The organism is Sphaerisporangium rubeum, assembly GCF_014207705.1.
GTDB lineage: Bacteria > Actinomycetota > Actinomycetes > Streptosporangiales > Streptosporangiaceae > Sphaerisporangium > Sphaerisporangium rubeum.
The window spans coordinates 6,056,958-6,075,618 of the sequence record NZ_JACHIU010000001.1; the positions used below are offsets into that span (position 1 = coordinate 6,056,958).

25 protein-coding genes and 1 tRNA gene are annotated in these 18,661 nt (G+C 70.0%); 10 read left to right on the forward strand and 16 right to left on the reverse strand.

Annotated features, from left to right (window positions below; translation table 11 throughout):
- Positions 1–323: 323 nt before the first annotated feature.
- Positions 324–1,820 carry a xylulokinase gene (locus BJ992_RS25695; protein ID WP_343072851.1) on the reverse strand — a complete coding sequence of 499 codons (1,497 nt, stop codon included), beginning with the start codon at positions 1,818–1,820 and terminating at the stop codon, positions 324–326.
- Positions 1,821–2,041: 221 nt separating this feature from the next.
- Between BJ992_RS25695 and BJ992_RS25700 the strand changes: the two genes are divergently transcribed.
- Positions 2,042–2,860: an SDR family NAD(P)-dependent oxidoreductase gene (locus BJ992_RS25700; RefSeq protein WP_184985266.1), complete on the forward strand. Its 819-nt coding sequence runs from the start codon at positions 2,042–2,044 to the stop codon at positions 2,858–2,860.
- A 165-nt stretch (positions 2,861–3,025) separates the two neighbouring features.
- Here the strand turns inward: BJ992_RS25700 and BJ992_RS25705 are convergent, their stop codons facing one another.
- From BJ992_RS25705 to BJ992_RS25720, 4 genes are all read right to left on the reverse strand, one after another.
- Positions 3,026–3,643, reverse strand: a complete 618-nt coding sequence (locus BJ992_RS25705; protein WP_184985268.1) for a bifunctional 4-hydroxy-2-oxoglutarate aldolase/2-dehydro-3-deoxy-phosphogluconate aldolase — start codon at positions 3,641–3,643, stop codon at positions 3,026–3,028.
- A gap of 183 nt (positions 3,644–3,826) precedes the next feature.
- Entirely contained in the window at positions 3,827–4,600 is a 774-nt protein-coding gene (locus BJ992_RS25710; protein ID WP_184985270.1) for an HAD family hydrolase, read from the reverse strand.
- Between the two features lie 13 nt (positions 4,601–4,613).
- Positions 4,614–5,390, reverse strand: a complete 777-nt coding sequence (locus BJ992_RS25715; RefSeq protein WP_184985272.1) for a methyltransferase domain-containing protein — start codon at positions 5,388–5,390, stop codon at positions 4,614–4,616.
- A 245-nt stretch (positions 5,391–5,635) separates the two neighbouring features.
- Positions 5,636–5,709, reverse strand: a tRNA-Lys gene (locus tag BJ992_RS25720).
- A 266-nt stretch (positions 5,710–5,975) separates the two neighbouring features.
- On the opposite strand from BJ992_RS25720, the gene BJ992_RS25725 reads away from it, so the two are divergent.
- Positions 5,976–6,281 carry a PRC-barrel domain containing protein gene (locus BJ992_RS25725; protein ID WP_343072852.1) on the forward strand — a complete coding sequence of 102 codons (306 nt, stop codon included), beginning with the start codon at positions 5,976–5,978 and terminating at the stop codon, positions 6,279–6,281.
- Between the two features lie 519 nt (positions 6,282–6,800).
- On the opposite strand, the gene BJ992_RS25730 is transcribed toward BJ992_RS25725, so the two are convergent.
- Positions 6,801–7,403 carry a nucleotidyltransferase family protein gene (locus BJ992_RS25730; protein ID WP_184985276.1) on the reverse strand — a complete coding sequence of 201 codons (603 nt, stop codon included), beginning with the start codon at positions 7,401–7,403 and terminating at the stop codon, positions 6,801–6,803.
- 93 nt (positions 7,404–7,496) lie between these two features.
- Here BJ992_RS25730 and BJ992_RS25735 point away from each other — a divergent pair, with 93 nt between their 5' ends.
- From BJ992_RS25735 to BJ992_RS25750, 4 genes are all read left to right on the forward strand, one after another.
- A complete protein-coding gene (locus tag BJ992_RS25735; protein WP_184985278.1) occupies positions 7,497–8,018 on the forward strand; it encodes a DUF1360 domain-containing protein in 522 nt (173 codons plus the stop codon).
- Positions 8,015–8,263, forward strand: coding sequence for a hypothetical protein (locus tag BJ992_RS25740; protein WP_184985280.1), 249 nt, complete (start codon positions 8,015–8,017; stop codon positions 8,261–8,263). The genes BJ992_RS25735 and BJ992_RS25740 overlap by 4 nt, the downstream gene beginning before the upstream one ends.
- The gene (locus BJ992_RS25745) at positions 8,260–8,880 is read left to right on the forward strand and encodes a DUF6328 family protein (RefSeq protein ID WP_246496773.1); all 621 of its coding nucleotides are present in this window, start codon (positions 8,260–8,262) and stop codon (positions 8,878–8,880) included. Before BJ992_RS25740 ends, BJ992_RS25745 begins: the two co-directional genes overlap by 4 nt.
- Before the next feature lie 165 nt (positions 8,881–9,045).
- On the forward strand, positions 9,046–9,195 hold the full coding sequence (locus BJ992_RS25750) for a GPGG-motif small membrane protein (protein WP_184985282.1): 150 nt from the start codon (positions 9,046–9,048) through the stop codon (positions 9,193–9,195).
- A 125-nt stretch (positions 9,196–9,320) separates the two neighbouring features.
- Here the strand turns inward: BJ992_RS25750 and BJ992_RS25755 are convergent, their stop codons facing one another.
- Both BJ992_RS25755 and BJ992_RS25760 read right to left on the reverse strand, forming a co-directional pair.
- Positions 9,321–10,049: a metallophosphoesterase gene (locus tag BJ992_RS25755; RefSeq protein WP_184985284.1), complete on the reverse strand. Its 729-nt coding sequence runs from the start codon at positions 10,047–10,049 to the stop codon at positions 9,321–9,323.
- Positions 10,046–10,324 (reverse strand): BON domain-containing protein, encoded by a 279-nt coding sequence (locus tag BJ992_RS25760; RefSeq protein WP_184985287.1) that lies wholly within the window; start codon positions 10,322–10,324, stop codon positions 10,046–10,048. The genes BJ992_RS25755 and BJ992_RS25760 overlap by 4 nt, the downstream gene beginning before the upstream one ends.
- Positions 10,325–10,656: 332 nt before the next feature.
- Here BJ992_RS25760 and BJ992_RS25765 point away from each other — a divergent pair, with 332 nt between their 5' ends.
- The 4 genes from BJ992_RS25765 (at position 10,657) to BJ992_RS25780 (ending at position 14,147) form a co-directional block, all read left to right on the forward strand.
- Complete coding sequence (locus tag BJ992_RS25765; protein ID WP_184985290.1) at positions 10,657–11,946, forward strand: glycosyltransferase; 1,290 nt, start codon at positions 10,657–10,659, stop codon at positions 11,944–11,946.
- Entirely contained in the window at positions 11,943–12,818 is an 876-nt protein-coding gene (locus BJ992_RS25770; RefSeq protein ID WP_221474978.1) for a glycosyltransferase family 9 protein, read from the forward strand. The genes BJ992_RS25765 and BJ992_RS25770 overlap by 4 nt, the downstream gene beginning before the upstream one ends.
- Positions 12,819–12,882: 64 nt before the next feature.
- A complete protein-coding gene (locus tag BJ992_RS25775; protein ID WP_184985292.1) occupies positions 12,883–13,137 on the forward strand; it encodes a hypothetical protein in 255 nt (84 codons plus the stop codon).
- A gap of 11 nt (positions 13,138–13,148) precedes the next feature.
- On the forward strand, positions 13,149–14,147 hold the full coding sequence (locus BJ992_RS25780) for an SDR family oxidoreductase (RefSeq protein ID WP_184985294.1): 999 nt from the start codon (positions 13,149–13,151) through the stop codon (positions 14,145–14,147).
- Positions 14,148–14,317: 170 nt separating this feature from the next.
- Here the strand turns inward: BJ992_RS25780 and BJ992_RS25785 are convergent, their stop codons facing one another.
- The 8 genes from BJ992_RS25785 to BJ992_RS25820 all read right to left on the reverse strand — a co-directional run bounded on the left by BJ992_RS25785 (position 14,318) and on the right by BJ992_RS25820 (position 18,611).
- On the reverse strand, positions 14,318–14,581 hold the full coding sequence (locus BJ992_RS25785; protein ID WP_184985296.1) for a DUF4235 domain-containing protein: 264 nt from the start codon (positions 14,579–14,581) through the stop codon (positions 14,318–14,320).
- Complete coding sequence (locus BJ992_RS25790; RefSeq protein WP_184985298.1) at positions 14,578–15,015, reverse strand: hypothetical protein; 438 nt, start codon at positions 15,013–15,015, stop codon at positions 14,578–14,580. The genes BJ992_RS25785 and BJ992_RS25790 overlap by 4 nt, the downstream gene beginning before the upstream one ends.
- Positions 15,016–15,150: 135 nt before the next feature.
- Positions 15,151–15,543 carry a ChaB family protein gene (locus BJ992_RS25795; protein WP_184985300.1) on the reverse strand — a complete coding sequence of 131 codons (393 nt, stop codon included), beginning with the start codon at positions 15,541–15,543 and terminating at the stop codon, positions 15,151–15,153.
- Positions 15,544–15,658: 115 nt separating this feature from the next.
- Positions 15,659–15,940: a DUF6458 family protein gene (locus BJ992_RS25800; RefSeq protein ID WP_184989487.1), complete on the reverse strand. Its 282-nt coding sequence runs from the start codon at positions 15,938–15,940 to the stop codon at positions 15,659–15,661.
- A 92-nt stretch (positions 15,941–16,032) separates the two neighbouring features.
- Positions 16,033–16,701 carry a VC0807 family protein gene (locus tag BJ992_RS25805; RefSeq protein WP_184985302.1) on the reverse strand — a complete coding sequence of 223 codons (669 nt, stop codon included), beginning with the start codon at positions 16,699–16,701 and terminating at the stop codon, positions 16,033–16,035.
- Positions 16,698–17,315 carry a TetR/AcrR family transcriptional regulator gene (locus BJ992_RS25810; RefSeq protein WP_221474979.1) on the reverse strand — a complete coding sequence of 206 codons (618 nt, stop codon included), beginning with the start codon at positions 17,313–17,315 and terminating at the stop codon, positions 16,698–16,700. The genes BJ992_RS25805 and BJ992_RS25810 overlap by 4 nt, the downstream gene beginning before the upstream one ends.
- 70 nt (positions 17,316–17,385) lie before the next feature.
- A complete protein-coding gene (locus BJ992_RS25815) occupies positions 17,386–18,450 on the reverse strand; it encodes a winged helix DNA-binding domain-containing protein (RefSeq protein WP_184985304.1) in 1,065 nt (354 codons plus the stop codon).
- Complete coding sequence (locus tag BJ992_RS25820; RefSeq protein ID WP_184985306.1) at positions 18,447–18,611, reverse strand: hypothetical protein; 165 nt, start codon at positions 18,609–18,611, stop codon at positions 18,447–18,449. The genes BJ992_RS25815 and BJ992_RS25820 overlap by 4 nt, the downstream gene beginning before the upstream one ends.
- Positions 18,612–18,661: the final 50 nt, after the last annotated feature.

The window sequence follows — 18,661 nt, forward strand, 5'->3', positions numbered from 1 at the left end:
CTTGAGCTGGGTCTTGCCTCCACTGGCCGTGCTGGACGGCGACGACGATCCACCGCACGCGGCGAGCAGTGGAGCTCCGGCCGCGGCCGCACCGAGGAGACCGAGTCCCTTCAGGAAGCCACGCCGTCCCGCGTCTGGTATCTGAACAGTCTCCGACCTGGGGGTTTCGCCCATTGAATTACCTCCTGGGAACGGTCCGAGACCGACCGGGGACTTGCTGATTGTTGACAATCAGCGGGTTCCCACAGGGTCGTGCGTGGGACTTCTGATGTCAATAGTCCGGGTCCTGCGCGTTACGGCAATGTTGCCTGACTTGCCCTTGTTTAGTAGTCAGAGTCCAGAGTGTGACCGGCCCACCGCAGGTAGACGGCGTACGCGCGCTCCGCCTCACGCCGCGCCTCGGCCGTCACCGGCACATGGTGCACCGGCGCCGCCAGCCGTCCGACGGCCGCCGCGAGGTCCGTGCCGCTCGCGGCCATGGCCGTCATCGCGGCGCCACGCGACGGCGGATCGGTGTCGTCCACCGCCTCCAGGTCCACGCCGAGCGTCCGGCCGCGCACCTCCCACCACCGCCGGTCCCGGCCCGCGTGGCCACCGAGCCGCACCGGCCCGGAACCGGCCGCGCCGAGCAGCGTCGCCGCGGTCTGGAGCACATGCCGGTCCGCCAGCGACACCCCGGCGAGCACCGCCGCCGCCAGCTCCGCCGGCCCGTCGTCCGCGCCGAGCCCCGCCAGTACGGCCCGCACGTCACCACGCCAGACCGGTGCGCGCTCCCCCGACAGGTACGGCACGAACACCGGCCGCCGCCGCGCCTGGCCCGCGAGCGCCACGACCTCGTCCGGAGTGCGGCCGAGCATGCGGCCGGCCCACTCCACCGAGGCGCCGCTCGACTGCGTCGGCCCGTAGACCACGGTCATCGGCGAACACTCAGGGGGGATGACGTACAACGGGTGCGCCTGGTCAGGCCCCGCGCGCACACTCGTCCCGGTCATCGACGACGTGCCGGTCAGCACGAACGACGCCGGCTCGGTCAGCGCGCCGAGCGCCAGCATGCCGGACATGGCGTCGGAGCACCCCACGCTGACCGGCACCCCGGCCGCCTTGAGCCCGAGCGCCTTGGCACCGGCCTCGGTGAGCGTCCCCCTGGCCGTCCAGCCCTGCGCCAGCACCGGCACCGCCGACACCGGCCAGCCCGTGGCCTCGACGACCGCCGAGGCGGGAGAGGCCGTCAGCACGTGGCACAGTCCCTTGCTCGACCAGGGATCCGACATCGCCGACCCGGTCAGCACGAGACCGAGGTAGTCCTTGGGCTGGAGCAGCGTGCGGCCCCTGCGTACCGTCTCCGGCTCGTGCTCGGCCAGCCACCGCATCTTCGCCGGACACGCCGACGCCGACCACGGCAGCGACGTGCCGATCAGTGGTAACGGATCGCCGAGCTCGCGTTCCAGCTCCACCGCCTGCCGCTTGGCGCGCGTGTCCTGCCAGCCGATCGCCGGCCGCACCGCCTCCCCGCCGTCGTCCACGACGACCAGCGTCGGCGTCTGACCCGACAACCCGATCCCCCGTAACCGCACATCGCCGACCCCCCGGAACGCCTGCTCCGTGGCCGCGGCGGCGGCACCGACATAGTCCTCAGGCGCCTGCTCGGCCCGATCAGGCCCGTCCCGCACCGTACGGACGGCCCCACTCCCCCGGCCCAGCACCGTCCCGCCGTCATCCAGCAGAACAGCCTTCACCGACGAAGTCCCGACATCCAACCCGAGCCACACAGCCAACTCCGTGCCGTTCCTCATGGCCGCACGACCGAACCGGACTCTCATCCGGCCCTCGACGTCCGACGTCGCGCTCTTACGACCGGACGGCAGGGCCGGCTCGCACCGGCCCTCACGTCCGACTTCCCGCGCACGGCCGCACCAGGTCGACCCTGGCACCCGGCCTCTCACTCGGAGCCGGCCGCCGCCGCACGCCTCTTGATGGTCACCAGTTAGCAGCCTATTGTCAACAATCTACCGATTACGGTTCCACTCGAAAGGCACACCTGATGGACTCCTCAGCCGGGACCGCGGTCGCGGGCATCACCGGTACGTCGCTGCTCGTCACCGGCGGCGGCACCGGCATCGGCCGGGCCGTCGCGCTCGCCGCGGCCCGGCACGGCGCACGGGTCACGATCAGCGGCCGCCGCCGCGACGTACTGGACGACACCGCCAAAACCGCCGCCGCGGAAGGCCTCGACCTGCACACCGAGATCGCCGACGTGTCCGACACCGCCTCGGTCGACGACCTGATCGCCGCCGTCGTCACCCGCCAAGGCGGCCTCGACGGCGTCGTCAACGCCGCAGGCGTAGCACGCTTCGGCCCCACAGAAGACCTGACCGACGAGGACTTCCTGCACGTCATCGACATCAACCTGGTAGGAGCCTTCCGCGTCTCCCGCGCCGCCGGCCGCGTGATGCTCGCCAACCGCCGCGGCAGCATCGTCCACATCGGCTCCCTCACCAGCCTCGGCGGCTTCGCCGGCCGCACCGCCTACGGCGTCTCCAAACACGGCGTCATCGGCCTCACCCGCACCCTCGCCGCCGAATGGGGAGCCACCGGCGTAAGAGTCAACGCCGTGGCCCCCGGCTTCGTCCGCACCCCCATGACCGACCGCGCCATAACCCGCGGCGTCCTCACCCTGGGCCACCTGGAACAACGCACCCCCCTCGGCCGCCGCGCCGAACCCGAGGAAATGACCGGCCCCATCCTCTTCCTCCTCTCGGACGCCGCCGGTTACGTCACCGGCGAATGCCTGGTGGCCGACGGCGGCTGGACCGCCTCCGTAGGCCCCCCCACCGACTTCTCCGCCCCCCGCCCCCTCTGACCCGCCCCCTCCCCGCAAGATCATCCACATCCCGGCCACGACCACATCGCGAAGGCCCTCAGAGCGTCGCCGTCCCCCCACCCCTTTCCTCGTCTCACCGTCCCTTGGTGAGACGAGGAAAGCCGGCGCGACCCCGAGCCGCGCCGGTTCACCGCCGATCCACGCCTACCGGGGAGCCGCCACGTCGAGCACCGCGTCCGCGTACCGCCGCACCGCCTCGACATCCCCCGCCACCACGTCCTCCTCCCGCCACAACGCCTTCCCAAGACACGCGGCAACCGCACCGGCCGCCAGATACTCCGGCACCTCCTCAGGCGCGATCCCCCCCGAAACCACCAGCGGAACATCCGGCAACGGCTCCAGCACCGACCGCACATACCCCACCCCACCGACGGCCCCGATGGGAAACACCTTCGCCGCATGAGCCCCCATCCCGACCGCCGCCACCACCTCACTAGGCGTCAACGCACCAGGAACCACCACAAGCCCCGCCTCCACCCCCGCACGTACCACCTCCGCATCGGTGTGCGGCGACACCACGAACCCACCCCCCGCCTCCGCACACTCCCGCACCTGCCCCACAGTCCGCACCGTCCCCCCACCGACGTTCGGCACCCCTTCCTTCACCAACCGCGCGATCACCCCGGCCGCATCAGGAACCGTGAACGTCACCTCGACGGCCCCGACCCCCGTCCCCGCGAGAGCCCGTCCGATGGTGAGCGCATGCTCAGCACTCGTGGTCCGGATAACCGCGAGGACCCCACGCGGAAGAGTAGCTGCCATGGTCTTTCCACCCAACTGTGCTGCGAGCGAACGATTGTCAACAATAAACCATCAACACACCAGGAAAGGGAAGCCATCGCCGACGGCCGGCCGGTCGACGACGAGAACTCGACACCGCAAGCAACCGGTGAACGACCAGACCTGACCTCACCACCGACCACCGACCAGGTGAACGACCGGACCTCACTCCCGCGAGGTCAGCCGGTGGACAGGGAGAACCGCGACATCCACCTCGTCCAAAGTGGCGACCACGAGATCGGCACCGGCAGCCTCCAGCAGTTCCCTCTCACCGGCCCGCGCCACCCCGAGCGCCGCCAGCCCCCCGTTCTTCGCGGCCCGCACCCCACTGACCGCGTCCTCCACCACGAAGCAATCCCCCGGCGCCACCTGGAGCTCCTCGGCCGCCATGAGAAAAATCCCCGGATCAGGCTTACCCGGCCCGGCCCACCGTCCCGACACATCGACGTCGAAGCAGTCCAGCAACACCACCGCTGAAGATCCTCCTCCCTCCCCGGCAGACCCACCCACACCGATCCGCCGGAGAAAGAACCCCGCGTTCCTCGACGACGAAGCCACCGCCGTAGCGATCCCCGCCTCCCGCACAGCCAGAACGAACCGCACCGCGTCCGGGTAGGCAGAGAACTCCCCCGCCTCAGCGAACCTGGCAAGCAGTCGCTGCTTGCACTCCGCGAAAACCTCGGCCCGCCCCTCCACATCCGGCACCCCGAAGTAAGCAAGACAGTCCCGCGCTCCACGAATCCGCGGCTTCCCGGAGAGAACCTCCTGATACACCCTCCCGGTGAACCCCTCAGCCGACCACCTCGTCCCCCCGCGAACCCCGGCCCACTCCCCCTCCATCAACAACCGCAACGCCTCTCGCCACGCTCTCTCATGCGGCGAGTCCACCAGCACCCCATCGACATCGAAGATCGCCCCCAGATACCCCCCGCCACCCATCCCCGCCTCCCGCTCACAGCCGCCGGACGCGCAGCACGCAGGTACGCATCGGCAGGGTGAACTCACCATCGGCTGTCTCAGGCCGGCTCGCGAGGTACGCGCGGACCTCACCGAGCGTGGCCTCTCGTTCCTTTCCGGACATGACCAGCATTCCCGCTCTCGTCGCGAACGTCTCGACGAGAGAACCGGCGGTGCGACGCTGACCGTGAGGGAACTCCGCCTGCTCCGCCGAACCGAACCGGCCGGCCCCGCATATCCCGGGAAGCATGGCCGCCGCTTCCGCGCGCCACCCGGCGGGTGTGTCGCGGGGGCCGATGACCGCGCTTCCGCTGACACGTGCGAGCCCGGCGACCCAGTCGACCTGGTCGTCAAGGACGTTCCACAGGCCGGCCAGCACACCGCCAGGTGCGAGAACCCTGGCGATCTCAGGTCCCGCGGCATCCATGTCGAACCAGTGCATGGCGTTACCGGCGAGCACCACGTCAACGGATGCGTCCGGCAGCGGTATCGCCTCGGCGCCACCTGACACGGCACGGACCCCCGGCAGCACGCGGCGCAGTTCGGCGAGCATCGCCGCGTCAGGCTCGACCGCGACGACGTCGGCTCCCACAGCTACCAGCGTCGCCGTCAGCTTGCCGGTGCCGGCACCGAGATCGAGCACCCGCGGCCCGGGCCCGGACTCGACCGTCCAGCGCACCGCGGCCCGCGCGTAGTCCGGACGGTGCTCACCGTAAAGGACCGCCGCCGCACCGAACGACGAGCCGAGAATTCGCCGGTCATCCCGCGTCACACGATCACCATACGCACAACGCTGGAGGTCACGACACGTTGTCGGGCCGACCGGGCCGGTGATGTGTGCCGGAATCAGATCGCGGCGTTCTCGACGGCGTCACCGAAGCCGAGATCGTCGTCTCTCGTTCGACCTCGGCGGGTCGGCCAGGCCGAGCGCGGCCGGCTCCCTGCCCCACCGGCATGAAACACCACTGGGCATCCCCCACATGTGGGGAATGCCCAGACCTACGGCGTACTGCTCTGTGCGCCGCCAGGGACTCGAACCCCGGACCCGCTGATTAAGAGTCAGCTGCTCTAACCAACTGAGCTAGCGGCGCTTGACTGTGTCCAGCGTAGCGGTAGCTGGGGGGTGCCTGCGCCATGTGGTGGGGGTGGCGGGGAGTTGGGAGGGTTTGGGGGGATTTTTTTCTGGGGTCGAGCTGGTGTGGAGCGGGATGGCGATGAGTGCGGACGTTTGGTGGGAGGGGGTTGGGTACTTGGGGTCTTGCCCGACGACGCTAATCGAAGGGAGAGATCACTCATGGTTAACCGGGATCTTTGGACCTACAGTCCGACTGCTTCCGAGGGGCACCAGACCCTTGACGTGGCGGGATATCACGTCGAGGCCACGGACGGCAAGATCGGGTCGGTTGACGAGGCCACCTACGAGGTGGGCGACAGCTACCTGGTCGTGGACACCGGGCCCTGGATCTTCGGGAAGAAGGTGCTGCTGCCGGCCAGCACGGTCACGCAGATCGATCCGCAGGAGCGGAAGGTCTTCGTCAGCCGCACCAAACAGGAGATCAAGGACGCCCCAGAGTTCGACGAGGTCGGCTACAAGGAGCCTGCCTACCGGGACCAGGTCGGCGACTACTACGGTCGCTTCCCGCACGGCCCCGGCACGATCTAGCGGGACGCCCGCACCTGGAAGGCCGCGCCGGTTGGCGCGGCCTTCCGCGTTTTCCCGCAAGCATCACCTATCGGGTCTTCCTGTGCGATCTAGGTGGACCCCTCCGCGTCTCCCCGCGCGACCCGACCGCGGACCAGCCTTGATCGCCGTACGGCGGCGCCGGATTCACCGCACACCAACGCACCGCGCCGGCGCCGGGTGTTCAGACAGCGACGCGGGGAGAAAGCGTTCCGCGGTCGGGGTGGTGGAGACCGGCATGGTGGATTGCGAACCTCCGAGTGGTGGTCTGCGAACCTGCCGGAGTACACGCTGCCGGGGCACGTATCCCTGCCGACCGACCACGGACCGCTCACGCGGCCAGAGGTGGTGCGGAGGTGGGTGGGTGGCCAAGTCGCAGTGAGCCGACTCCGATGGGTGGGCCAGAACCACACCGACCAGCACGGGGTTCACCAACCAGCCGGAGTACACGCTCCCTGGCGGAGTGCACGCTGCCGGGGTGTGTGAGGGATGGTGGTGGGGTCAGGGCCAGTGGGGGGTGGCGTCTTCCGCGGGGGGTTTGGCGCAGGCTATGCCCAGGCGGTCCAGGAGGGTCAGGAAGGTTGAGGCGTACGGGGAGACGGCTACGACCTCGGCTACCTGGTCCCAGTTGACTTGTTCTCTCAGGGCTCTTACCTGGGGGAGCATCGAGCCGTAGTCGCAGCTGTGCTCGCTCATGGGGAGGATCCAGGAGATCACCAGGTCGGTGGCGTTCAGGACCGGGAGGGTCAGGGCCGCGGTGTTGATCATGTCGGAGCGTTCGATCATCTCCGGGGTGACCTGGCGTTCGTCTATGCGGAAGATCAGGTCGACGAGGCGGTCCTGTTCGTCGAAGGCCTTGACCAGCCAGTCCTCGGGTGGGGTGGCGGTGCGGAAGCCTACGGCGCGCAGGGTCTCCAGTGCGCGGGGGACGTCTTCCTCGACCAAGGCGAAGTCGACGTCGTGCAGGGACGGTGCGGCGCCTCTGGCGTAGGCGGCGCAGCCGCCGGCCAGGGCGAAGCGGACGCCTTGGCTTTTCAGGGCCGATCCTGCTCGCTTGAGGGTCTCGATGATGCCCTCGGTTACTTCGTGTGTGTGGCTCGCCACTCCCTCACCCCCATGTCGGGACCAGCGCATACCCGGCCGGATCAGCGCCAAACCTGGGGCATGCGGGGGCTCACCCTGGGTAGACGGGCCGTTATGACCAACAATCTCACGGATGCGATGCGCCGAGAGGAGCGCGCCTACAAGAACGGTACGGAACGGCCGCTCGGGTCGTATGTGCGGGTTCTCGGGGTGTACGGCGGTGCGGTCGCGGGGCTCGTGGCGCTCGGGAAGGTGACGGGTAAACAGATCCCCGAGAAGATCCGCCTGATGGATCTCGCGCTCATGGGGATGGCTACGCATCGGCTGTCGCGCACTCTCAGCAAGGACCCGGTGACGAGTCCGCTGCGTGCGCCGTTCACCCGGTACGAGGGGGTGAGCGGGCCGGCCGAGCTGCACGAGGAGGTGCGGGGGCACGGGCTGAAGCACGCGGTCGGCGAGCTGGTGACGTGCCCGTTCTGCCTGTCGCAGTGGGTGGCGACGGCGTACGCGGCGGGGATGGTCTTCGCGCCGCGGCTGACGCGGCTGGCGGGGGCCACCATGACGGCGGTCGCGGTGTCGGACTGGATGCAGCTGGCGTACGCGCGGCTGATGCAGGCGACCGAGGAGGATTCGTGACTCAGCCGACTGTGATGACGGCGTTACGGGCCTTACAGCGGAGCAAGTACGCCAAATGGCTGGCCGCCGCGGTGGCGGCGCTGGTCGCCTGCACGCTCCTGATCGTTCCCGTCGCCGAAGCGGGCTCTGTGTGGATGACGGTGCTTCTGGGTCTGCTGGCCTACGTGGCGCTCGCCGGAAGCCTCGCCGCGGCCCGCCGGATGGTGCGCGCACGACGAAGGGAAAGGGTCGGGATGTATCGATGACGGTAAGCGACATGTCGGACCGGGACACCGGACCGGCACCTGGGGTGACCGGCTCCGCGTCCGAGGAGGACCGGTCCGGCTCCGGAGAGAGCGGCTCCAGCTCCGAGGAGCCGCGTCATGCGCCTGGGGAGACCGGGCCGATTCCCGGGGAGACGCACCGGGAGCGGGTGAACCGGGAGTTAGGTGAGCTGTTGCAGGGGCTGCGGGTCGCGGCCACCGGTGTGCAGGTGCTGTTCGCCTTTCTGTTGACGTTGCCGTTCTCGGCGGGGTTCGGCCGGGTCGACGAGTTCGGACGGTGGTTGTTCTACATCGCGATGCTGAGTGCGGCGGTGGCCTCGATCTGCCTGATCACTCCGGCGACGCAGCACCGCATCCTGTTCCGTAGCGCGTTGAAGGAGAAGATGCTCCGGCGTGCCAACGCGTTGAGTGTGGCCGGTGGGATCGCGCTGGCGTTGTCCATGGCGTGCTCGACGGGTCTGGTGGTGGAGTCGTTCCTCGGGGTGTGGCCGGCGGCTTTGCTCGCCGGTTGCGTGGCGGGGATGAGCGGGTGGTTGTGGTTCCTGCAGCCGATCCTCGACCGGCGTCGCTCCGCGGAGGAGCCGGTCGCGGACGGCTGAAGCGGCGGGTCACGGCGTGACGTACGGGCCTTCTTCCCATCTCGGGGAGGGGGCCCGTCGCCGTTCACCTGGGAGGATCTCCATTGCCTCGCCGTTGGCGTCCGTCGGGGAAAACTTGATCCGCCTAGATGTTAAAGGCTGATTTGTCAGGGCAGATGGATGCCCATGGGTACACTTCTTTGGCTCATCGCCGTCGTGCTGGTCATCGCCGGGATCTACGTCATCCTGGCTCGTCGCGATCTCCTGTGGGGGATCGTCCTCATTGTCGTCGGGCTGCTCGTCGGGCCGGGTGGTGTGAGCATTTTCAACCCGTAACGCGTAATCCCACGGCAGCACCGTCCACATAAACGAAAATCACGTCCCGCGGAACCGGCGGATCAATGGCGATCCGCCGGCCGCCGCGTTCCCGGGGTCTTCGAGCCGGTGTCGTCGAAACCGGTTCAGTCCGGGTCGTCGCCGCCGAGGCAGTACACCGCGTACGCGCGGCCGAGCACCGGTAGTGCCACGTTGCGCACGCGGACCCCGCCGGGGGTCACGCCTTTCTCGCCGCCGTGGTGCGCGTGGCCGTGGATCACCAGGTCGGCGCCTTCGGCGTCCACCGCCTCCGCGAGCAGGTAGCTGCCGAGGAACGGGTAGATCTCCAGCGGTTCGCCGATCAGGGTGTCCTTGACCGGTGAGTAGTGGCTGAGCACGACGCGATGGTCGGCCTCCAGGCCTTTGAGCGCCTTGCGCCACAGGTCCGCTATCTCACGGGTGTGCCGGACGAACGCCTTCATCTCCGGCTCGCCGAACTCGCTGGCGCACTTGCCGGCGAAGCCGCCGCCGAAGCCCTTGCCGCCGGCCAGGCCGAGTGTCGCCTCGCCGATCCGGATCGTCAGGCCGTCGTCCTGGAGCACCTTGATGCCGGCGTCGCGCAGGATGCCGACGATGTCGTCCTCGGCGTCGGACTGGTAGTCGTGGTTGCCGAGCACGGCCACCACAGGCACGGGAAGGTCCCGGAACTCGTCCGCCACGACACGTCCCTCTTCGGGGGTGCCGTGGCGGGTGAGGTCACCGGCGAGCAGCAGGATGTCGGCCAGCTCCCCGATGCGGTCGAGTCTCGGTCGGTACCGGCCACGCAGGTCCTCCCCCAGGTGGACGTCCCCGACGGCCGCGACTCTGATCTTCACAGGGATTCCTCCTCACCGGGTTCCCGGATGTCCACCACACCGACCTCGTTGTGGATCTTGAGGCCGGGTGCGGTCTCCCCCGCCACCGCGGCCACCTGCCGCCTGCGCTCGTCGCACTCCACGGTGCCGCGCAGGAAGAGCTGGTCTCCGCGGATGTCGACCCGGATCCCGAGCTCGTTGGTGCGGTCGTCCTCCGCGAGGGCCCTCTGCACGCGGGCCGCGATGTAGTGCGGCGCGTCGTGGTGCGTCTCGTCGTGATGCACGGCGTCGGCCATCGTCTCCCCCTCCGATCGGGTACGGGGTCCCGCCTGCCCGTCTCCACGGGTGACGAAACCGGAGAGGTTTGGTCCGTCATTCTGAGGATAGAACGCACGTCTGACCGGAACAGTCAGTCCTACCTGTCCGCGCGAGGTGCTGTTGCGGCCTCGCCGGCATCGGGAAAGCGCTTACGGCGCATCCCTCTCTCGTGCACCCGGACCCCGTGCACGAACCCGTACCAAACGCTCGAAGGCGCACCCTGAGCCCGTGCGTCTGCCGGCAGCGGTTCGTTCACTCATCCGGTTCCCTGAATCTTGAACCGGGAGGTCAAGGCACCTGGAGGATTCCGGTGAAGGTAGCGATGGTCTCAGAGCACGCCAGTCCTCTGGCCACACTCGGCGGAGTGGACGCCGGAGGACAGAACGTGCACGTGGCGGAACTGGCCCGGGGCCTCGGCGCTCTCGGCCACCAGGTCACCGTCTACACCCGGCGCGAACGTGCGGGAGTACCGGAGGAAGTGGCGTTCGCGCCGGGTGTGACGGTGGTGCACGTCCCCGCGGGGCCGCCGGCGCGGATACCCAAGGACGAGCTCCTGCCGCTGATCCCCGAGTTCGGCCGCTGGATGCGCGACCACTGGCGGCTGCGGCGGCCGGACATCGCGCACAGCCACTTCTGGATGAGTGGTCTCGCCTCCCTCGCCGCCGCCGAGGAGAGCGGCGTCCCCGTCGTGCACACCTTCCACGCGCTCGGCGTGGTGAAGCGCCGCCACCAGGGGGTGGACGACACCAGCCCGGCGTGGCGGGTGGGGGCCGAGGCCGCCGTCGCGCGTGGCGCGGCCCGGGTCGTCGCCACCTGCGGTGACGAGGTGGCCGAGCTGATCGGCATGGAGGTGCCGCGCCGTTCGCTGCGCGTGGTGCCGTGCGGCGTGGACAGCACGCGGTTCACCCCGGCGGGGCCCGCGGCTCCCCGTACGGGACGAGCGCGGCTGTTGTCCATCGGCCGCCTGGTGCCGCGCAAGGGTGTCGCCACGGCCATCGAGGCCCTGCCGTTCATCCCGGACGCCGAGCTGGTCGTCGCCGGCGGGCCACCCGCGTACGCGCTGGACCGCGACCCCGAGGTACGGCGGCTGCGGCTGCTCGCGTGCGAGGCCGGGGTGGCCGACCGGGTGCGCTTCACCGGCCAGGTGCACCATGGTGACGTGCCGACGCTGATGCGCTCGGCCGACCTCGCGCTCTGCCTGCCCTGGTACGAGCCGTTCGGCATGGTGGCCCTCGAGGCGATGGCGTGCGGCCTGCCGGTGGTGGCGTCCGCGGTCGGCGGCCACCAGGAGACCGTGATCGACGGCGTGACCGGCACGCTGGTCCCGCCGCGTGACCCCGAGGCGGTCGCGGCGGCGGTCAACGACCTGCTCGGCGACCCGATGCGCCTGACCGCGTACGGCATGGCCGCCGGTGAGCGTGCGCGGACACGGTACAACTGGCCACGGATCACGGCGGAGACCTGCGCCGTCTACGAGGAAGTGCTGCGGCAACGGCATGGCGTGACGCCGCGCAGGCCCGTCGAGGTCCTGGAGGAGCGGCGCAGGCCGGCGGCGCTCCGACCGGCCGCGGGTCACCGTCCTCGTGTCGCGAGGCGATGACCGCCGCGCTGGTTCTCCGCGCACCGGGGGTCGGCGAACTGCTCACCGCCGTCCCCGCGCTGCGCGCGCTGTACGCCGGCGGCCTGCGCGTGGTGCTGGCCGTTCCCGAGGAACTGACCGAGCTGGCCGACCTGACCGGCGCGGTCCGTGCCGTGCTCCCCACCCGTGGCCTGGACCGCCTCGCCTGGGGTGGCCACCGCCCCACCGTCGCGATCGACATGTACGGCCCGGGACCTGAGAGCCATCTGCGCCTCATGGACCTGCGGCCCCAGCGATTATGGGCCTTCGCGCACCCGGTGTTCCCACGGTTGAAGGGCCCCCCATGGCGGGACGACGAGCACGATGTGGAGCGGTGCTGCCGCCTCATCGAGTGGTACGGCGCCAGGACCGACCCCGCCGACCTGCGGCTGCCGCCACCACCGGGTCACCCGCCTCCTGCCTCCGGCACCGCGCTGATCCACCCCGGCGCCGCCGACCCCGCGTACCGATGGCCACCTGAGCGGTTCGCCGAGGTGGCGCGGGCCCTGGTCGCCGACGGCATGCGGGTGGTCGTGACGGGGAACCGCAGGGAACGGCCCCTCGGGCTGCTGGTCGCGGGCCTCGCCGGTCTGCCGCCGGAGAGCGTGCTGGCCGGCCGGTCGTCGCTGATGGACCTGTGCGCGGCCGTGTCAGGCGCCTCCTTGCTGGTGAGCGCGCACTGCGGAGCCGCGCACCTCGCACCCGCCTACGGCGTGCCGTCGGTGACGGTCGCGGGTGGCGAGCCGTCCGGCCCGTGGGGGCCGCCGCCGTACCTGGCCGGGAACCGGGTGCTCGGCGGTGACGCCGGCGTGCCTGCGGTGCTCAACGCGATCAAGCAGGTGCTGTCCAGGTGACCTGCGGGGTTTGGAAGCCGATGAGAACGGTAGCTGACCCTGATAAGGGAAAGGGGGCCGGAAAGTGAGTGAAACTCCAGAACAGCGGTCCGAGACGGGTAAGCCCATGGTGCGGTCGACGCCGCGGGACGTGGTGCACATCCGGCTGGGCTCCTTCGCGATCTTCCTTGCGGTGGCGCTGGGGGTGCTCGCGTTCGTCGCGGGCTTCACCGTGGCGGGCATCGTGCTCGCCGTCCTCGCCGTGGCGGCGGCGGTCGACGTCGTCCTCGCGGTACGGCGGCAGCGCCGCCTCGGCGGCGGAACCCAGTCCATGACCTGAGGGGAGACGTCGTGCTCGAAGGAAAGGTCGTCGTCGTCACCGGCGCCAGCGGCGGCGTCGGCCGTGCGGTCGTACGCCTGCTCGGTGAGAAAGGAGCCAAGGTCGCGCTCGTCGCGCGCGGCGAGACGGGTCTCGCGACCGCGGCGACGGAGGTCGGCACCCTCGGCGGCACCGCCAAGGTCTACCCGGCCGACGTCGCCGACCACGAGCAGGTGGAGGCCGCGGCCGACAGCGTCGAGCGGGACCTCGGGCCGATCGACATCTGGATCAACGTGGCGTTCTCCTCGGTTTTCGCCAGGTTCCAGGACATCGAACCCGAGGAGTTCGAGCGCACCACCGCCGTGACGTACCTCGGCTACGTCTGGGGGACCCGTGCGGCGCTACGGCGCATGCGGCCGAGGGGCCGCGGCGTCATCGTGCAGACCGGGTCGGCGCTCGCCTACCGCGGCATCCCGCTGCAGTCGGCGTACTGCGGCGCCAAGCACGCCATCAAGGGCTTCACCGAGTCGGTGCGCACCGAACTGCTCGACGAGGGCAGCGACATCAAGGTCACCATGGTCCATCTGCCGGCGCTCAACACGCCGCAGTTCGACTGGGTCCTGTCGCGGCTGCGCAAGCACCCGCAGCCGGTGCCGCCGATCTACCAGCCGGAGGTCGCGGCACGGGCCATCGTGTACGCCGCCGAGCACCCGTCCCGGCGCGAGTACTGGGTGGGTGGCAGCACCGTCGGCACCATCCTCGGCGAACGGCTCATCCCCGGCCTGCTCGACAGGTATCTCGGCGCGTTCGGGGTGAAGTCGCAGCTCACCGACGAGAAACCGAGCGGGGTGTCCAACCTCTGGAGTCCCGCGGACGAGGACACCGACTACGGCGCGCACGGCGAGTTCGACGCCGAGGCCAAGACGCGCAGCCCTCAGGTGTGGCTGTCGCAGCATCGCAACCACCTGCTGGCGGCCGGGGCCGGCGGCATCGCCGCGGCGGCCGTGGCCGCGCTCGGCCGGCGTCGCTGAGCACCTCCGCACAGCCGCCACCGACACGTCCGTACAAGGCCCGTCCCGCTCGCCGGGATGGGCCTTTCCCATAACCGTTCCTGACGCCGCGAAAAGGGGCGGGTGGCGGTCCCTCTCTCCGCCACCCGCCCCTTTCGCGTCGCCGTCCGGCGACCCCCAGCGGTGTCCGTCTACGCGTCGGGGTACGTTCCCGTGTTGTCCTCGATCGACTGAGCGGTGGCCCGGTCGAGTGCCGCCCTCACCACCCCGAAGATCGCGCCGTGTACGGCCGCCGCCACCAGCACCTCGCCCCAGCCGTACTCGCGGGACCTGGCCTCCGGCGCGTCGTCCTTACCCGACACGAGCTTCCACACCTGCTTGAAGATCACGCCGGACAGGTAGCCGCCGGTGATACCGGTCAGCGCGGACACACCCCTGTAGGCGAGCTTCTTCACGACGTCTTCTTCCTCCGCGCGATGCGCCACAACAACAGGACACCGGCCACCACACCGGCCGTCACCCACGGACGGTTCTTGGCCTGGGCCACGACCTTGTCCGCGGTGTCCTTGACCTCCGGCGGCATGTTCGTCTTGGCCCGGTCCGCCAGCTCACCGGCCTTGCCCGCCAGCTCACCGGCCTTGTCGCCGGCGAGCGAGACGATCACGCCGGCCTTGTCCCCGGCCTTGTGCGCGAGCTCACCGGCCTTGTCGCCGGCCTTGGCGGCCAGGTCCCCGGCCTTCTCCCCCGCCACGGCGGCGAGATCGCCGGCCTTGGCCTGTGCCTTGGAGGCCAGTTCGCCGGCCTTCTCGCCGGCCACGGAACCGAGGTCCGCCGCGTTTCTCCTGACGCCGTTCACGGCGTCCTGGGTGTTGTCCTTGATATCCGCCATCGTTGTCCTCCTTCACCTTGGACCTTCCGCTACCCCAGGTAGAAGGGATCTAACGACCCGCCACGCAGGGTTTCGCACACGAAAACCCGCGGGTGGCGCGGTTCGCGCGCCACCCGCGGGCTGATGACGGTGACCTCAGCGGGCCTTGGCCGTGGCCCTGCGGTTGGCCTTCATGATGGCTTCGACCAGCTCGCTCTTACCCATCTTGGAGCGACCGGGGATGTCGAGCTTGGCCGCGACCTCGTAGAGGTGCTTCTTGGAGGCGTTGGCGTCCACGCCTTCAGCGGTCTTGCCGGGCTTCGGGGTGCTGCGGGCCGCCTGCTTGTCGGACGGTCCCTTGCGTCCCTTGGGCTCCCAGTGGTCGCCGACCTTCTCGAACGAGTGCTTCAGCGCGGAGAACGCCGTGCGGTGCGCGCGCTGTCCCTCGCCGTACGTCTCCACCGCGGAGTCGTGCGCCTTGATCCAGGTCTCCTGGGCTTTCTTCGGCGAGCGCTCCAGCGTCGAGGGGAGTTCCTGCTTCCCAGGCATGCTTACCTCCTTCGAACCGCCGGCCTTATACGTTCAGCGTGGCAGTTATCCGACGCGACCTGCCAGAACGTTGACGAAGCCTGTCACTACGGCCGACTGTGTCGTGACTTCGGCGTCACACGATCGGGTCGTCGTACCGGCGCTCTTCGTAGACGCGGGTCGTCGTCCGGTCCACGGGGGTCACCGGGGTGGCGTAGGCCTCAGGCGTCGTGGTGCTGCGGGTGACGGTGCGGCGTGCGTTGGTGAGGCGCCAGATGCCGAACAGCAGGCCCGCGATACCGCCGAGCATGAGAATCACGCCGACGACGTTGATGTCGACACCGGCGAGATCGAACTCGACGGCCCAGGTGAGGATGGCACCCAGCATGATCAGGAAAATGCTTCCGGCTATGGTCATTTGATTTGCCTCCTTCGCTCCTCGCCCCCCTCTCTTTCCCTGGTACGAATCTCAAACGTGCCAGGTCCAGGCGACTTCTGGACGAAGGCGCATCAGGCCGCCTCGGCAGGGGCCTCACGCAACGGCTCGTACATGGCCGACCACTGGTTGTAGACCCCGGTCGGCACGAGGTAGATGTTGACCGCGACCTGCATGAGGATCATGAACACGGCGTACTGCGCCGCGTTGAGCCCCGGCACCACATCCACCGGCAAGGTGACCGCCATGACGATCCGCACGACGGAGTCGAGCAGCAGCCCCACCCCCCAGATGACGGTCGCTCCCCGCCAGGCGCGCCGGAACCGGGGCAGCCTCTCCCACAGCTCGTCCCACGGCGGCCGGCCCGGCCCGAGCCTGCCGTCCAGCATCATGCGGGTGAACACCGTGACCAGCGGCCGGGGCCCGCGGAGGCTGAGCAGCATCCACGCGCCGAACACCGCCGTGCAGACGCCGTCCCTGGCCAGCAGCACCCGCGCGTTGTCGCTGATCAGCGCGATCGCCGCGGCGAGCAGCACGATCGTGATCATGAAAACCGTCATGGTGTTGGGCCGGCCGTTCCTGCGCACCTCGACGGCCGTGCTGACCCCCGGCGCCAGCGAGCTGACCAGCAGCGCCGCCTCGTACCCCACCCCGCACAGCCGTAACAGGTAGTAGAACCCCACCGAGACGGCGATGTCGACCAGGAACACCACCCCGTCCCGCCGTCCCGCGTACCGCGTCATCGCGCGCTCCCCGTGGCCAGCCGGAACGTCGTCACCAGCTCGTCGGCGTACCCACCGAGGTCACGCTCCGGCTCGGCCTCCAGCAGGAACGGCAACCCGTCCAGCGACCGCTGGACGACGACGGCCATCACCCGTACGTCGAACTCCCGGAACTCCCCGTTCCGCTGCCCCCACCGCAGGATCTCCTCGACATGCCTCAGCACCCCGAGATCCATCACGGGCCCGTAGCCCCCCTCCCCCCGGAAGTTCAGAAAGATCTCCATCAGGGCCCGCATCTCCGCACGATGCGACCCGATGAACTCCACCAGCCCCCTGACGTAGGCCTCCAGCGCCTCCCCCGCCGACCCTGCCCCGCGCACCCGCTCGGCCATGAACTCCCCCATGACCCGGTACACCTCGCCGAGCACCTGCGTGATCAGCTCGTCCTTCCCCTCGAAGTGGTAGGAGATCAGCCGGGTGCTCGACACCCCGGCCCGCTCCGCGATCCGCACGAACGACGCCTGGCTGTACCCCACCTCGGCGATCACCTCGATCGCCGCCGCCACGATCTGCGCTCTGCGCGCCGCCCCCGCGACCGTGCTCCTGCGTCCACCGCGCTCCCCCGTTACTCGCATGAGTAAAAATTACCTCAGCCAAGTAACTCCGGCAAGGTTCGACACCGGCCGCTCGTCCGGACGGTGACCGTCAGGGAAGCGCGGCGTAGGCGGTCTCGATGGCCTCGGGGACGCCGGTGGGGAAGGTCGTGAAGGGGGTGGGGGTGATGGTGCGGGATTTGGTGCGGACCGTCTGTTTCCAGGTGCCGACGATGCGGCCGGCGGCGACGACGGTGGGACGGAAGATGCCGTTGCCGCCGGGGACGATGTGGGTGGCGAACTCCGGGTCCAGGACGGCGGAGCGGTCCTGGTAGCCGAGGACGTACTCGTCGAAGCCGGGGAGGAGGTGGACGGCCTCGGCGTGGTCGCGGTGCGCGGACAGGCGGTCCTCGGTCTCGGGGGACAGGAAGTACTCGGTGGTGTCCGACCTCAGGTGGGCCAGGTGGGGACGGGCCAGGGTGAGAGCGGTTCTGGCGTCCTTCATGGGGAGGTGGGTCCAGCGTGCGAAGTCCTTGAGGGTGGCGGGGCCGTGGCTGCGGAAGTAGCGGAGGGCCAGCTCGGCCAGGGACTCGTCGCGGTCAAGGTGGCGGGGGGCCGTGATCCATTCCTCGGCCAGGACGAGGGCCTGGTCGCCGCCGTCCAGGGTGGGGCCGAAACAGATGACGCCGGTCTGCGCGAAGTGGCCGATCAGGTGGTAGCCACGGTGGCTGTCGACCTCCACGCCGCCACGCCGCCAGGTGTCCAGCAGGCCGGCCCGGCTCAGGCGGCCGCCGGTGAGCGCCTGCTCGGCGAGGTCACGGGCCTTGCGCAGCGTGGCGTCGTCGATGCCGAGCACGGCGCGGCGGGCCGCGGAGGCGGCGGTCACGCGGGGGGTGGTGAGCGGCAGGAACCAGGGGAGATCCTCGGCGGCGATCAGGTGGAGGGTGCCGCGCATGGGCCAGGTCTTGACGATCTCTCCGGCGTCGTAGGCGGCCTTCACGGCCTGCCGGGTGCCGCCTTCGGTGCGCAGCGCGACCGACGTGAGGGCTCCGGCGGGGTCCTGCGCCTGCATGGCGCCGAGCATGCGGACCACGGCCGCGGGGGTGGCCTCGCCGGGGCCGGCGATGCGCTGGGCCACGAGGCGCAGCAGGCCGATCTCGCGTGAGGTGATCGTCATGCCTGCTTGGGTGGGGTGGTGGGGCCGGGGGTCAGCGGGGACGGCGGCTTGATCGGCGGTGGGGCGATCGGGCCGGGGGTGAGGGGGGACGGGGGTTTGACGGGGGGTGGGGTGATGGGGCCTGCGCTCGGGGTGCCGCGTACGGCGGTGGGTGACGTCAAGGTTCTCCCCTTTCCGGCCGGGGTCCGGTGGTGACCGGTTTGGAGTCTAG

Coding starts and splice junctions, on each gene's coding strand:
- BJ992_RS25695 (WP_343072851.1), bottom strand. CDS start 1,820: ATGAGAGTCCGGTTCGGTCGTGCGGCCATGAGGAACGGCACGGAGTTG.
- BJ992_RS25700 (WP_184985266.1), top strand. CDS start 2,042: ATGGACTCCTCAGCCGGGACCGCGGTCGCGGGCATCACCGGTACGTCG.
- BJ992_RS25705 (WP_184985268.1), bottom strand. CDS start 3,643: ATGGCAGCTACTCTTCCGCGTGGGGTCCTCGCGGTTATCCGGACCACG.
- BJ992_RS25710 (WP_184985270.1), bottom strand. CDS start 4,600: ATGGGTGGCGGGGGGTATCTGGGGGCGATCTTCGATGTCGATGGGGTG.
- BJ992_RS25735 (WP_184985278.1), top strand. CDS start 7,497: ATGACCAACAATCTCACGGATGCGATGCGCCGAGAGGAGCGCGCCTAC.
- BJ992_RS25745 (WP_246496773.1), top strand. CDS start 8,260: ATGACGGTAAGCGACATGTCGGACCGGGACACCGGACCGGCACCTGGG.
- BJ992_RS25750 (WP_184985282.1), top strand. CDS start 9,046: ATGGGTACACTTCTTTGGCTCATCGCCGTCGTGCTGGTCATCGCCGGG.
- BJ992_RS25760 (WP_184985287.1), bottom strand. CDS start 10,324: ATGGCCGACGCCGTGCATCACGACGAGACGCACCACGACGCGCCGCAC.
- BJ992_RS25770 (WP_221474978.1), top strand. CDS start 11,943: ATGACCGCCGCGCTGGTTCTCCGCGCACCGGGGGTCGGCGAACTGCTC.
- BJ992_RS25790 (WP_184985298.1), bottom strand. CDS start 15,015: ATGGCGGATATCAAGGACAACACCCAGGACGCCGTGAACGGCGTCAGG.
- BJ992_RS25795 (WP_184985300.1), bottom strand. CDS start 15,543: ATGCCTGGGAAGCAGGAACTCCCCTCGACGCTGGAGCGCTCGCCGAAG.
- BJ992_RS25800 (WP_184989487.1), bottom strand. CDS start 15,940: ATGACCATAGCCGGAAGCATTTTCCTGATCATGCTGGGTGCCATCCTC.
- BJ992_RS25805 (WP_184985302.1), bottom strand. CDS start 16,701: ATGACGCGGTACGCGGGACGGCGGGACGGGGTGGTGTTCCTGGTCGAC.
- BJ992_RS25810 (WP_221474979.1), bottom strand. CDS start 17,315: ATGCGAGTAACGGGGGAGCGCGGTGGACGCAGGAGCACGGTCGCGGGG.
- BJ992_RS25815 (WP_184985304.1), bottom strand. CDS start 18,450: ATGACGATCACCTCACGCGAGATCGGCCTGCTGCGCCTCGTGGCCCAG.